The following is a 13,139-nucleotide window of genomic DNA, read 5'->3' on the forward strand; positions in this document are numbered from 1 at the left end:
GTCACGGCCCGTACTTTCCCCTCCGCGCGAAGAAGTCTGGGGCCGAATCCGCCATGTCAGATACTTCCTTCTGGGACACGCTCCCGAATGAGCAGCGTTCGGCTAATTCGCTTTCTCCGAACTACCTCCACAGAGGTCGGCTGATGTCCAGCTGTGTCGCAGCCAGTCCGTCTTATCCCGGTTCTCGGCTTCCCGAACTACGAGTTGGCTGATCGATGGCATGCCGACGAATACTGGTGAGTTCTTCCGTCGCTCATTGGCGTCAATCTGGCTGATCTTGTCATCGGTGGCGGCGAGGCTGACCGTCAGTTGCTCGACATCACCAAGCCATCCCTCGCGTTCGGCTTCGGCGATCCTGGCGTGGAGGTTCTCGCGGATCTCTCTCAGGCGGGGCCGCTCGTCTGGCCCCACGATCAGTACCGGGCATCGAACACAAGCGTGCTCGTGGACACAGTTGCTTCCGTATGCTCGGCCGCACTGCCCCAGGGCCAGCTTGCGCCTCTCGAAGTGTCCGAGGAACTCCTGCCACTCTTCGTCGGTCACTGCCCGGTACTCGTCGGCGGGCCGAAGGCCGCGGCGCCGGGCGATGAAGGCTCGGTGGGCTTCGATGGCGTCAGTTGGATAGATCGCCGCGTAGCTCATCGTGGTGTTGATATTAGTGTGACCTGCGATGACCTGTGCGATATGCGGAGGCAAGCCGTTGAGGATAGCGTCCGTAATAAAGATCCTGCGGAAGTCGTGCGGCTGGAAGGTCAGCGGCTGCCCGCTGGCGTCGGTGATGCCGGTATCCGCCAGCAGCGTGTGGAGCGACGAGCGGATCGTGGCGATGGAGATCGCCCTGTTCTCGCCGCCCACAGACCACTGGTAGAGCAGCGGCATAGAAGGGTTCCAGACCTTCTCATGCAAGTCGTAGGACGGGATGCTCGGCACCCGGCCGTCCTGCCCGCGAACACGGCTGATCACAGCACTGAGAACGTCGGCAAGCTCCGGGCTGACCAGCAGTAGACGCTCTTTGATCCGTCTTGGACGGCGCGATCTGTAGGAGGGGTATCACGTCTCCTGTGGTCGGCAGCTTGTAGCTGATGATGCTGTGGTGGCCAAGTTCCTTGAGCTCTTCGATGCGCATCCCGGTGTGCCGGAGGATCTCCACCGTCGCCCAGCCGTAAAAAGGCCAGCTTCTCCTCCGTTCGGAAGTCTCGCGGTGTTCCTGTGGCGTCAACGACCTTTGACGGTTTGCCGTCGGCTCGCTCGGTGGACCGGGGCAGGGTGAAGCTCTCGCCGTGCACCGTGATGGTGGCTCCCAAGTCAGCCGCTTCCAATGCCTCCAGGCGCTCCCGGGCTTCTTTCAGCCGGCGGGCAGATGCCTGTACCAGCGCGGGCAGGACGGGCAGCCTCTCCCGGGTGCGGGCGTCGGATCTGGCGCGGACCTCCTGCGCGGCCTTCTTGGCGGAGCAGTCGGCTTCGGTTACCGGGGTCGGAGCCGCCCACGGCCCCCAGCGTTCGGGCTCGTCCAAAGCCCATTCGGCGATGTCCAGGTAGAAACCCCGCACCGCCATCCTGATCATCAAGGCTCCAATGCGGGGCTCCATTGCTGTGGCGACGGTGCCGTTCGGCATGCGGTGCTTGACGGTCTTGACCGCAATCCGGGCCTTCCACGCGTCGCGCACCTCCGGGGCCAGGTGAAGGCTGTCGATCCCTGGGTGATGCCGCTCCAAGTCGGCCCAGAAGTAGCCGACCAGATTCCTGGACAGATGCACCAACGTGACGTAGTCGACTGAGGGCTGGCGTTCGGTCAAGTAGCTGACGAGCAGGTCGCGGATCGGCCTGCACTTCACATCGAATCGGTCGACGAGCTGGGCCGGGCTCACCTGTCCGGCACGCTTCTCGATGCTCCGCAGCGTTTTGGGCGCGCCAGGGGGGAACTGACCGCGGCTCTGAAGCAGGGCATAGGCGAGTCGAGTGTGACTCGTGGAGTTCGGCGTGGCCACCAACAGCAGTTCGAGGACATCGCCGACCACAATGTCGTCGATGACGCCGCCCTTCGCCGCGAGGATGCGGGCCAGGGCCTTGAGCGCCTTCGAGGTACGTCGCTGGTCCGGTTGTCCGGGCACGCGAGCGTTACGCAGTGCGGCGAATCCCCTGGGATCGCGGGCGGCTTCGATGGCTTCGCGTAGGTGGGGCGAGAGGCTGCTGGCGAGCCACGTCATGCTGGGGCGGATGACATCAGCGCAGACCAGTGCCAGCAGCCCGGAACCGAGCCCTGCCTTCTGCGGCTTCCTGCCGTGGGCGATCCCCCAGGCAAGCGGGGCATCGGTCCAGCAGGCCGAGGTAGCGGAGCCCGGGCTGGCGTTCCAGCGTTGCTGCCAGGTCTCGCCCTCGTAGGTCTCCAGCCATCGCAGCAGCAGGCGCGCACCGACCATCCGCATCGAGTGGGTGGAGTCCTTGCCGTTCTTGAACGGCGGTTGCTCCAGCCTGCGGAGAACCTCCTCGCGGGAGAATCGGGTAGTGACCCAGTCGGTTGCCGGGCTACGTGGTGGAAACGTCTGCAGATAGGCATCGATCTCTCCGCCAGTCAGGCTCCTCGCGGCCCGGGCCGGCGGGGAGACGAGACGGACGGCCGTGGTCGTCACCTGGGCCTCCCGCCGAAGAGAATGTCGAGGGAGTCGCGGTTATAGGCCGGCGCGGGCGGGGCAGGCGGCGGGTCGTTGCGCCTGCGCTCCTGGCGGGCATGGTGTGCGAGACCTGCCGAGATCACGTCGTCCCTGGTGGGCCGGTTGTAGATGTCCAAGGTGGACAGATGCTTATGGCCGAGGATGTGCTGGACGTAGACCGGCGGCATGTTCGGGTCGTCGAGCATCAAGAATGTCGCCGTGTGCCGCAGGTCGTGAAGAGTCCAGTTGGCGCCCAGGAGTTCGTTGGCGCGGTTGAACATCATGCGCGCCGCGTCGTACTCCAAAGGCCGCCAGGGGCGGCGCAGAGTCCACCACAGCGGCTGCGCGCGGCGGCGGGGGACGCCCTTCTTCCAGGCTTCTTCCTGGTAGAGCCGCAGCCAGACGAACGCGTCGGGAGTGGCGGGCAGCTCCTGGTAATCGTGCGTGCCTTTGCGGATCACGCCGATGGTCTGCTGGCCGACGACCGCATCGCTCTGCTTGGCGGTGAGCAGTTCCTCGGCGCGGGCGCCGGTGGCGACCCAGAAGGCCAGTAGGGCTCGGTCGCGGTGCGAGCGGAGACCTTCGAAGACCTCGGTGTACTTCTCGTCGGGGATGCGGCGCGGGATCCGCTTGGGGACCTTGGGCCGATAGAGGCCGGTGCGCTGCTGCTTGTGTTCCTTCTCGGGGTTGTGGTGGGCGTTGGCTCGTGCCGAGCGCCTATTGCGGACCAGAGGGAAGGGATTGACCAGCAGCGAACCGGTGTTGCGCTCCAGGTGGAAGTCGTAGAAGGTCCGCAGCACCGTCTCGCAGTGCGCCCGGGTATTGGGCGCGTACTTCTTGCCGACAGTGGGCTTGCCCGTCACCGGGTTCGGAGCTCCCGGCGCCGGACTGCCGGTCCAGGCGGGCTGGGGTATCTCGGCGGGGTCCTTGCCGCGGTGACGCCAGTGGACACGTACCGGCTTGTCCGCCAGCTTCATCCACAGCATGAAGTCCCGGGCATCCTCACGAACCGCGCGGTCCCACTCGATTCCGCATGCCCACAGGTAGCGCCACCAGCGCAGCAGATCCATCCCGTACGAGCGCGGTGTCAATGGCGAACTGTCTGCTGCCATCAGGTCTCTGAGGTACGTCGCGACAGGCTCGATCGGTCGTCCGAGCGGGTCCAGCACCTGGTACGGCTCCCAGGGGTCTCCCGTCTCCAGCAATTTGCCTAACTCAGGCAGCACAAAGTTCTTCAGAATCCTGTCGGGACGCTGTTCACCGGGCATGCCGGGAAGCTAGCAAAACCCCAACTGAACTGCGAGGACTCATGAGTTAGTTCGGTCAACACTCCTGACGCTCAATCCGCACCCGAGATAAGCGGCACGGACGAGAGCCCCCGGCGCGGCCGCCGAGCAGTGGCTGCGCGACCTGGACAAGCTCCCCGAGCCCGCTCCGGCCCGCTGCCCGCCACCGTGACCTTCACCGGAGGCCCGACGATCACCGTGTACGGCGCCGAGCCGCACAGTCCCCCGCTACCAACTCTGGCCCCCTCAACACCGTTGAGAGGGCCAGCAGCGCGTGGAGCGCCGGTGCTCGAGCGGGCGGCCGGCGGTCAGGGCCTCGTGGGTGCCGATGACGATGAGTTCGCTGGCGAACTCGGGGGACGGCGCCGAACCCGAAGCCAACCGTGCCACTGGGGGCTTCAGGAGGTCAGCGGAGGCTTCTCACGATGCTGACACGCAGGTTGGAGGCCACAGCAGTCCACGGCACGGCATAGCCAGTAAAGGCGTTGCCCGCGACGTAGTGGCCGCGGATGTAGGCTCCGGGCCTGTCCTTGACGTAGAACGGGCCGCCCGAGTCACCTGCCCTCGGCTGACGGAAACGTCCGTTGTTGAACACGATGAGGCCCTGCAGGCATTCGCCATCGACGCAGATCTGCCCATTGAGGCTTGTGGCTCGGTGGCCACAGGTCTCACCGGTGGTGCGACCGCTGGTGCAGTAGTTCCCGAACCCGACGTATGCACGGCCGGCCCCACGCACGGGGATGACGGTGGAACTGTCGGTGCCACCAGTGAAGATGTGGCCGGAGTACTGTCGACCGCCGATCAGCTCCACGTCAATGCCTTGCGTACGCCGGTTTGAGACGGTCCCGTAGACGCGCGCTAGCGATTCCGTGAAGACGACTTGCCTGTTCTCGAAGCAATGCCCCGCGGTGACCATGAACCGCTGGCCGCGGGTGTTCTGCACGGCGTAGCCCGACGAGCACAGGGACCTTGGGTCGCTGACAGAACGGATCCCGCCGCCGCCCTTAAACGGCGGTGAATCATCGCGGCGGGAGTGGGTGCTTGGAATCACTCTGGGCGGCTTCCTCGCTCGGCGCACCCTGCGCCAGACCGGTACTCAGACCCGTGAGACTAACGAGGCACAGAGCGGCCGCGGCGACCACGCGGGCCGCCGGTCTACGGCACTTGGGCATGTTTTTCCTCCTGCATTCGCGCGGAGACAGCACACGGAAGATCAACGTCGTCGGGGGTGGCCACTTTCCGGTGGATGCCACGCACTCATCGCCATGCAGACACACCGATTGGCGTACAGGCACCTGCATTCGGGTCCGTCGCCTACGTGCCGGACGTGGTATACGCGCAACAGCAAGCAACTCGGCCGGCGCCTGCGCGACATCGGACTTCCCACCGAGGCCGGACGATGCGCGGCCCTGCTCGACCTCTGCACACAGATGCCCGCAGCCGTGCTTCAACGTCTGCTTGGGATCAGCCCATCGGCTGCCGAACGCTGGTCGGCCGGGGCTGTGAGGACCGCCTACGCAGCCGAGGTGGCCAGTCGATCAGACGGCTGAGATCGATTGCGCAGGAAGGAGCTGGACGATTCCCACCCACGGAAAGTCGCCTGTCTTGTGAAATGCACGAATGCTCCAGCGTCCTGCCGGCACGGAAATTTGGGCCTGCTCTGGCAAGCCTCCCTGATCCGGGTACTCCACGGCCAGGTCAGCTCCGGCTACAGCGGAGTCCAGGAGTACGGCTGCCCCATCGGTCTCCCAGACCCCACAGTCTTCCCAGTCGGTTGTGGGGTCCTCCATGACGGCCTTGGCAGCTTCAAGGAGCTCGGCGTCAGAGTCAGCAGCAAGCCACCGCAGGAAGACGTTCTGCTCAGGGAGGTAGCAGGTCGTGGCGGGCTCGTCGGCCAGCACCAACCCGGATCCCTCGGTGCCGACCTCGACGATCCCAGCCCAGCCCTCTACGTCACATGCGCGGTCGTAGTCATCCGGAACGTCGGTGCCGCCGACGATCATTCCGTCTTCCGTGCATCCGCCCCACTGGTCCAGCGCAGAGACCGGGATAACGATCAATGGGCCACCCATCGACTGCACCCAAGCAAGATCGGCATGGACGTGACGAGAGACGTTGCGAGATGCGGTCATGCGATCAGTCTGCCCTTGCCCACTGACACCACCTGAAGCGCTATTCCGCACGAGTGAATATCCGAACCTACCGATACTCGCCAAGGTCACCAACAAGACCGAGTTCTACAACCTCGGCACCGGCTCGCACCCGGCCCACCCGGTGAACTCCGACGGCAAGCCCGCCGCACATATCGGGACCGGCGCCTACGCGCTCGACCTTCTCTGCACCAATGACACGGCGGTTCTGGGCTGACCTAGGCTGGACGGCCGTGAGCTGGACCAGAGTGAGATCACCCGGGGGCTATGAGACCGCGGTCGGCACGATCGTTCCGGTCAGTGATGAGGACTTGGACGCGTTGCCGCTGCCCCCGGCGAAGGCGATCGAGATCGTGGCGTTTGTCCCGGCCTCGTCCATCGGCCCGATCCAGATCGGCGCCTCCTACTACCTGGCCGCCGAGGGCGTTGCCGCCAAGCCGTACGAGCTGCTGCGCCAGGCCCTGGGGCGCAGCAGCAAGGTGGCGGTGGCCAAGTTCGCGATGCGGGACCGTGAGCGGCTCGGGCTGCTCCGCGGTCCTGGGTTTGGCAGCATGGGCGCTGAGGCTGTGGAGCTAGGCCGTCTCTTGCGGATCTTGCTCCCCCGGCTACCGGTGGGAGGTGCCCCCAGGCCCGCGACGCCCGGCACCGCACCTGGCCGCGTTGTCGGGACGCCCGGGTACGTCCAGTACGCGGCACGCCCCTCCGCCTTGCCATGCACGGCACCTGGGGGCACCTCCCAGCGGTAGCCGGGGGAGCCGCGGGCTCGGCCGACAGATCCGAAAGAGACGGCCTAGCCCCCGCGTCCCCGAATCTGCTGTTCGACCAGCGTCCCAGCAGTCCCCGGGCGTGCAGGCGGACCGGCAGCCGGCCCGCTCCGATCTCCCGATCAGCCACGTGAGCGGCTCGGGCAGGGAGGCCGGCGCGCGGCGAGGGCCCCCGGCTCCTCAGCGGTGCTCAGTGTCCGCTTGGCGCGGCGGGGCTCGGACCGGGGGCGGAGGCTAGCTTGCTGTCGCGTCGGGTGAGCAAATCGCGCGGGCGGCGCCTCCCCTGACGGTAGTGCTGTCGTTGAAGTAGTCGATTAGCCAGGTGTCGCCGGGCGCGAAGGTGGTGCCCCGGCGAGAGTCAATGGGAATGACGTGCGCCGTCGTGACGAAACCGCCGCTAATCGCGACCTCGCCGGCCGGACACACGACACGAGCCGCCCCGAAACTGTCCGGCGGTGTCGTTGTGGCGTTGCCGGTTACCTGGTGTGTGCTGATAGGGCCGCTGCCGCCCGTCGCGCCCGTCGCGCCCGTCGCGCCCGTCGCGCCGGTGGCGCCTGTTGCGCCGGTCGCGCCCGTGGCTCCGGTGGCGCCCGGGGTACCGGGCTCACCTTGGGTGCCGGTGGCGCCGGCTGGACCTGTCGGGCCCGTTGCACCGGGCTCACCCTGGGGGCCGGTGGCGCCCGTCGGACCGGTGGCGCCCGGCTGGCCCGGCTGGCACTCGTGGTCGTGGTCGTCGTCCTCGCCGGCCACTGTCCGGGGCCAGTAGTCATCGGGCTGGTGGTGATCCGGCCGGCATTCGTCGCCTCCTCCCGTGGGACTCGCTGTGCGGACTGCTTCGGTGGCCTGGATGGTTTGGGCGGTGGCGACGGCGGGGCCGGCGATTCCCGTGAGTACCAGGGCAAGCGATGCGAGGGTGCCGCCAGTCCGCCAGCTGCTGCGTCTGGGCAGGGGTCCAAGGGTTGTACTGGTCTTGTGCTCGGGGCTCATGTAACGCCGCTCTTCCTCGAAACCGGATCGCACGATGGCGGTGGGTCCCCTTCCGGGGCCACCTCGGCCATCGTGGGGATCGGGGATCACAGGTGGTGGGACGCCTCGCGGAGGCGTCAGCGGATCGGACCAGTGGTGCCGTCCCCAATGGGTGCGTACGCGGTGGCGCCGCGGGACCCGTCAGCGGGCTGTGATCAAGTTGAGCAGATGGCATCCTGTGCCCCGACCTCCGTCACTTCCTCGAAGGCCCCACCGACTGATCTGCCGCCGGACTCCGGCCGGGCAGGGCCGAGTCGAACTGTTCGTCGTCGGTGCAGTCATCACATCAGGCCCCCCACCAGAGCGCGCTGCTGGTCTCCGTCCTGCTGATCACACTGGTGTGACATCAGCGGCGGGGCAGGGGGCGACGTCCTTGGCATCGTCCCCCTGCCTTTGATCCGGGACCGCAGCAGCCGTACTGAGCTGACGGCGAAGCCGCTGGACTTCGTCGTCTTTGGCCGCCAGGACCGACAGCAGGTGCCGGTGACGCTCCTTGAGCTGGGTGAGTTCCGTGTGGGTGCGGGTGAGTTTGCCGGTGATCCGCTGGTTGAGATCACGCAGCCGGACGATGCGGGCCTCGCGCGGGTCGGGCTCCTCGCCAGCTGCCCAGGCGGCTGCCCGCCGCTTCTCGAACCGCCAACGCCACGCACGCCGCCACCCACGGCCTGACCTGCGCCCTGCTGCTGGTCGTCGGATCGGTGGCGCTGGGATGGCATCTCACACGCACGGGTTCATCGACAGGCGCTGGCCCGTCGCCGCGTGGATGCGCATCGCCCGCCAGACCGATTGGGCTGGCCACGGCGGTGCCCCGCACGTCGACTTCTCTGCACTAAGGACACGTAGTCGGGAGATTGGGCAGAGCGGATCTGTTACGCGGGCCTGACGAACGGCCTGGCTTCAGCCCACTCCCAGAAGGCGTGGCCAGCGTTGACTGCTGCCTCCATGACTGCGAAGAGTTTGGAGGGTTCGGTGTCCGGCGGGACATCGACGGCGACGAGGCGTGTGCCGTTCCACTCACTCTGAAGGTCTGCCGCGATGATTTCGGTCTTGATCTCGTCAGTGGCCTTCTGGAGATCGGCGGGCGGCAGATCGGGAATGAACAAAAGCCGCAGCGTGCGATGCCAGGAGTTCCTGACCACCTCGATGACGTAGTCGTCGTCGTTGAGCACCACAACGTCGCCCAGAGCGATTCCGTAGGCGGGAATGCAGGCGACTTCGTAGCTCCCGTCGTTGACCGCCCTGAGCCAGAGCTGCTCGACCTGTCCGTCCAGGCCAAAGGGGGCCAGGTCGGCGCGCGCGATGTAGTTGGTCGAGGCGCGTCCGACCGGTTGCTCGTGGACCACGAACTGCATGACGGCTCCCCCATTGACCAGCTCCGATGGGCTGCCATGATGCCGGAGCCCGTCACTGCTGTCGTCGGCGGGGTGCGGGCAGCCCGAGTGGGACCGGTCCGGTCCGCTCGAAGCGGCGGGCCTGCTCGCGCTTGCTGCGCAGGAAGGTGAGGGTGAGGTCGAGGCCGTCGATCTCACCTCGCCAGTCCTCGGCGACGGCGCGTTCACGGCGGGCGAGGAGGTCCTCCTCCAGTTCGTCCAGGCGGGGCAGCATCTTCGGGTTGATGCTCAGCATCGGACAGCGGATGCAGGCGTGTTCGTGCTGGCAGGGGGTTCCGTAGGGGCGTCCGCAGGAGCCGAGTTCGACTCGCCGCTTGTCAAAGTGCTCGTTGAACTCCGACCATTCCGTCTTGGTCGGCTCGCGGTACTCGCTCGTGGGCCGTTGCGCTCGTCGACGGTCGAGGAACTGCTGGTAGTGGCGGACCACGTCGTCGTCGAAGACCGCGACGTAGCCGCGAGTGGTCTGGATATTGAGGTGGCCGAGCAGAGCGGCGCCGATGTGAATGGGCAGGCCACTGTTGACCAGCTCGGTCGCGAAGAGGCGGCGGAAGTCGTGGGGAGCGAACTTCACCTCGGCGAACCGCGGATCGGTGTCGACCAGTCCCTCTGCGGCTCGGCGGATCATCCGCCACATCGTCGTGGTGGACATCGCCCGCTGTCCTCCGGCGTGCACGTTCTGGAACAGGTAGGGCAGCGGCTCGCTCCAGACCTTTTCATGCAGGTCGTAACGGACGCAGATCGGAACGGTGCCGTGCGCGCTGATGTGACGGCGGATGATCTGGGCGATGACGTGGAACAGCTCCGCGGACATCGGGATCACCCGTTCCCGGTCGCTCTTGGACGGCGTGATCACGAGCAGAGCGACGACTTCACCGCTCGGGCGCTGGTAGTTGCGCACGCTCAGGTGGGTCAGCTCGGTCAGCTCCTCGGCACGCAGGCCGGCCAGGCGGAGCGTCTCCACGATTGCCCACTGCCAGAACGCCTGATTTTCGGTGCGCGTGAGCTGTACCAATTTCCCGGTCACCCGGTTCACGGCCCGGATGGGCGCGGTCGTCGGGTCCCGGCGTTCGGCGTCTATCTTTGCCGAGACACGCTGCCACTCGGTCCCGTCGACGGCGAAGCGCTCGCCGCGCCCGACCGCGCGGGCGCTCTCCAGCAGTGTGCGTTGACGCTGCCACTGATCGGCGACGTGCTGGGACAGGATCGGCAGCAGCGGCTGGCGTTCCCGCGTGCGGTTGGCCATCCGCTCCTGAACACGGCGCCGGCGGACATGGAACCAGCGCAGGTCTTCATCTCGGATAGGGCAGGGCGCCACCCACTGGGCCCAGCGCTCCGGCTCTGCGACCGCCCAGGTGTGCAGGTCCAGGTAGAAGGCGCGGACCGCGAGGAAGGGGCCCTCGACGTGCAGCCGCGGCTTGCCGTCCGGTCGGACGAGCAGGCTCTCCTTCCAGTGGGTGACCGCCTCGGGGGACAACCTCAGGTCGGCCTGGTGCGGGTTGAAGTCCTCGATCACCTTCCAGAACAGCCGGACGAGGTTAAGGACCAGGGACTGGAGGGTGGAGTAGTCGACCTCGACCGAGCGCCGAGTGATGTAGTGAATCAGCAGGTCGCGGACGCCCTGGTTGCGGATCTTGTGCTTGTCGACGAGCTCGGCGACAGGCCGTTGGCCCTTGACCACAGCGGCCCGCAGCGTGCGCGGGGTCGAGGCCGGGAAGAGCCCCATGTCGGAAAGGATCGGCCAGGCCTGGGTGGCCGCGAAGCAGCCGTCCCCGCCCGCCTCGCCAGCCGTGACGCCGTACTTCCTGGACTCTGTCGCGTAGTAGAGCAGGGCCTCCGGCGTCAGGTCGGCGATGTCGATGCCGAAGACGGTCAACGGGACGATCACGTCGAACTGGGCCCGCCGGATCGACTGGCGGCTCACGTTCAGGGAAAGGGTTCGCTCGCAGAACTCCTCCAGCACCGGGTCTTTGGCGATGCTGCGGAACCACCGGAGGTAGTGGGAGAAGCGGTAGGAGCGGAAGGCCAGCAGCGATGGCTGGATCAGGCGCATCGCGAAAGCGTGGCCTGCGGAGGTGTTCATGGTGCTCTTGATCGCTTTGCTGCGCCCCTGGTAGAGCTGCTGGGCCTGGTGGCCCCGCTCGTTGAGACCGGCGGTCTCCCACCGTTCCTGCCACGTGGTGCCGGGGAACTCGTACAGGTGTTCCAGCAGCCGTTGCATCTCCGTCGTCCACTTCGCGGCACCGGAGCCGATCCCAAGGACCGTCCCGGCCATAGCGGCGATGTCCTCGATGGAAGCTGTCGACAACTCGCCCAGCGGCCGGGGCGGGTGGACGGGCTCCGGCGGAGGCGCAGGCTCCACCGCGGTCGGCTTGAAGCTGAAATCCCGCTCGTAGATCTCCAACGAATGACGGCGCACCCGCCCGGTGGTCGGGCCCTTCACCCGGGCACTGTTGCCGGCCTGACTACCGGGCACCGAACACCACCGCCACGTCCTGCGGGTCGTACTGCTGAGACCACGCGGCCGGCTGGACCGGGCGGCCGTAGTGCTCGGCGAGCTTATCGACCAGGTCGTCCAATCCGACCACGGTATAGAGGGCGGTGGTGGTGACATGCGCGTGCCGAAGGATCGTCTGCACCTCCACCAGAGTCATCGCGGGATCTCGGGCAAACCGGGTCGCCGCTGTGTGCCTCGCGTCATGGAGCGTCCAGTTCATACCCAACTGCAGGGCCGCCCGCTGAAGGATCCGCCGGGCCGCCCAGTAGGTCAGCGGACGCGTCTCACCACGGCGAGTGCGCCAGATCGGCCCGCCGCCGTCAGGCAGGCCCGCATCATCGAGGTAGGCCGCCAGGTAGGCCAGAGCCTCTGGAGAGACTGGCACTGGCTGACGGTCCCGGGTGCCCTTGGAGACAACCCACATCCGGCCCTTCTGCCAGTCGACATCCGCGAGCCCGACGCCCAGCAGCTCGGTGGCCCGGGCACCCGACGAGACGTAGCAGGCCAGAAGGGCCTGGTCCCGGGCGCACCGCATTCGCGCGAACAACTGCTCCCACTGGGCATTGGGAATCGCCCGCGGCTGACGGACGGGCACCTTCGGACGCAGACGGCCCCGGCGATGCCGGCCAGGAACCTCCAGCGGCGACCGGTGCGCAAGTGTCGCGCGGCGGGCCCGATTCTCCGGCACCGGGTTGAGCACCGGCCCGCGCCCGAAGTGCAGGTGGAAGGCGTAGAAGCCGTGAACCGCCGACAGACTGTGCGCGATCGTCGCCGGGGCATAACCCGCTGCCAGAACCCGCTTGCCGGTCGTGGGGTTCACCGCCCCGGGCGGATGCCCGCCCTCACGTCGCCGCAGCCGCTGCGGATTGCGAGCCGACCGCAGCCAGCCGACCAGCGCGGCCACCTCCGCCTCGGTGGCCTGTTCCCAGCCGACGTCCACGGTCCACAGCACCCGGAACCAGCGCAGAAGGTCGTACGCGTAACTCCGGCAGGTCAGCGGACTCACGTCCCCCAGCAGACGGTCTCGGAGATAGCTGCTGACCGGCTCAACCTCACGCCCCGCACCATCCACCACCAGCCACGGCAACGACAACGACGTACCAGGAGTAACCGCCCCGATCCTCGACAGCCGTACACGGCCGTCCATCAGATCTCGATGTACACGGGAGAACTCATGCGACAACGACATGCCCAGATGTTCCTGACGCACCACCGCCAAGTCGAGCCATGGCCTGAGTTAGGGCCTGTATCGAAAGTGGATCTTGGATGTGAGATGATCTTGATTCGTGGCGCGTGGAGATCTGACGGACGAGCAATGGGCCGTGCTGGAGCTGCTGTTACCAAAGGGCAAGAAGCCCGGCCGGCCACCGATATGGA

Annotated in this window: 10 protein-coding genes and 1 pseudogene; 3 read left to right on the forward strand and 8 right to left on the reverse strand. The window is 66.9% G+C overall.

Annotation, left to right across the window (positions count from 1 at the left end; genetic code table 11):
- Positions 1-102 precede the first annotated feature (102 nt).
- The 5 genes from J7E87_RS35575 to J7E87_RS29245 form a co-directional block, all read right to left on the reverse strand.
- On the reverse strand, positions 103-963 hold the full coding sequence (locus J7E87_RS35575) for a site-specific integrase (RefSeq protein ID WP_308313116.1): 861 nt from the start codon (positions 961-963) through the stop codon (positions 103-105).
- Positions 960-2,630 (reverse strand): hypothetical protein, encoded by a 1,671-nt coding sequence (locus J7E87_RS29230; RefSeq protein WP_251018169.1) that lies wholly within the window; start codon positions 2,628-2,630, stop codon positions 960-962. The genes J7E87_RS35575 and J7E87_RS29230 overlap by 4 nt, the downstream gene beginning before the upstream one ends.
- The gene (locus J7E87_RS29235) at positions 2,627-3,919 is read right to left on the reverse strand and encodes a site-specific integrase (RefSeq protein WP_251018170.1); all 1,293 of its coding nucleotides are present in this window, start codon (positions 3,917-3,919) and stop codon (positions 2,627-2,629) included. The genes J7E87_RS29230 and J7E87_RS29235 overlap by 4 nt, the downstream gene beginning before the upstream one ends.
- A gap of 424 nt (positions 3,920-4,343) precedes the next feature.
- Positions 4,344-4,880: a S1 family peptidase gene (locus J7E87_RS29240; protein ID WP_215097611.1), complete on the reverse strand. Its 537-nt coding sequence runs from the start codon at positions 4,878-4,880 to the stop codon at positions 4,344-4,346.
- A gap of 595 nt (positions 4,881-5,475) precedes the next feature.
- Positions 5,476-6,069 carry an Imm21 family immunity protein gene (locus J7E87_RS29245; protein ID WP_251018171.1) on the reverse strand — a complete coding sequence of 198 codons (594 nt, stop codon included), beginning with the start codon at positions 6,067-6,069 and terminating at the stop codon, positions 5,476-5,478.
- On the opposite strand from J7E87_RS29245, the gene J7E87_RS29250 reads away from it, so the two are divergent.
- The 3 genes and pseudogenes from J7E87_RS29250 to J7E87_RS29260 all read left to right on the forward strand — a co-directional run bounded on the left by J7E87_RS29250 (position 6,068) and on the right by J7E87_RS29260 (position 8,546).
- Positions 6,068-6,304, forward strand: a complete 237-nt coding sequence (locus tag J7E87_RS29250) for a hypothetical protein (RefSeq protein WP_215097619.1) — start codon at positions 6,068-6,070, stop codon at positions 6,302-6,304. The genes J7E87_RS29245 and J7E87_RS29250 overlap by 2 nt on opposite strands.
- 33 nt (positions 6,305-6,337) lie before the next feature.
- A pseudogene (locus J7E87_RS35580) lies at positions 6,338-6,620 on the forward strand (Ku protein); the annotation flags it as partial.
- 1,650 nt (positions 6,621-8,270) lie between these two features.
- Positions 8,271-8,546 (forward strand): hypothetical protein, encoded by a 276-nt coding sequence (locus J7E87_RS29260; protein WP_215097612.1) that lies wholly within the window; start codon positions 8,271-8,273, stop codon positions 8,544-8,546.
- A 200-nt stretch (positions 8,547-8,746) separates the two neighbouring features.
- Here J7E87_RS29260 and J7E87_RS29265 read toward each other — a convergent pair whose 3' ends face one another.
- From J7E87_RS29265 to J7E87_RS29275, 3 genes are read right to left on the reverse strand one after another with little or no spacing between them, the layout of a single operon-like run.
- Entirely contained in the window at positions 8,747-9,229 is a 483-nt protein-coding gene (locus J7E87_RS29265) for a DUF4265 domain-containing protein (protein ID WP_215097613.1), read from the reverse strand.
- Between the two features lie 52 nt (positions 9,230-9,281).
- Positions 9,282-11,708, reverse strand: coding sequence for a site-specific integrase (locus J7E87_RS29270; RefSeq protein WP_308313117.1), 2,427 nt, complete (start codon positions 11,706-11,708; stop codon positions 9,282-9,284).
- 22 nt (positions 11,709-11,730) lie between these two features.
- Positions 11,731-12,951 (reverse strand): tyrosine-type recombinase/integrase, encoded by a 1,221-nt coding sequence (locus tag J7E87_RS29275; protein ID WP_251018172.1) that lies wholly within the window; start codon positions 12,949-12,951, stop codon positions 11,731-11,733.
- Between the last annotated feature and the right edge of the window lie 188 nt (positions 12,952-13,139).

The sequence above is a fragment of the Streptomyces sp. ISL-1 genome (assembly GCF_018614585.1).
Taxonomy (GTDB): Bacteria; Actinomycetota; Actinomycetes; order Streptomycetales; family Streptomycetaceae; genus Streptomyces; species Streptomyces maoxianensis.

Bases quoted from the DNA above. Each gene is read 5' to 3' on its own strand.
- J7E87_RS29235 (WP_251018170.1), bottom strand. From the start codon at position 3,919: ATGCCCGGTGAACAGCGTCCCGACAGGATTCTGAAGAACTTTGTGCTG.
- J7E87_RS29250 (WP_215097619.1), top strand. From the start codon at position 6,068: ATGCGATCAGTCTGCCCTTGCCCACTGACACCACCTGAAGCGCTATTC.
- J7E87_RS29245 (WP_251018171.1), bottom strand. From the start codon at position 6,069: ATGACCGCATCTCGCAACGTCTCTCGTCACGTCCATGCCGATCTTGCT.
- J7E87_RS29265 (WP_215097613.1), bottom strand. From the start codon at position 9,229: ATGCAGTTCGTGGTCCACGAGCAACCGGTCGGACGCGCCTCGACCAAC.
- J7E87_RS29275 (WP_251018172.1), bottom strand. From the start codon at position 12,951: ATGTCGTTGTCGCATGAGTTCTCCCGTGTACATCGAGATCTGATGGAC.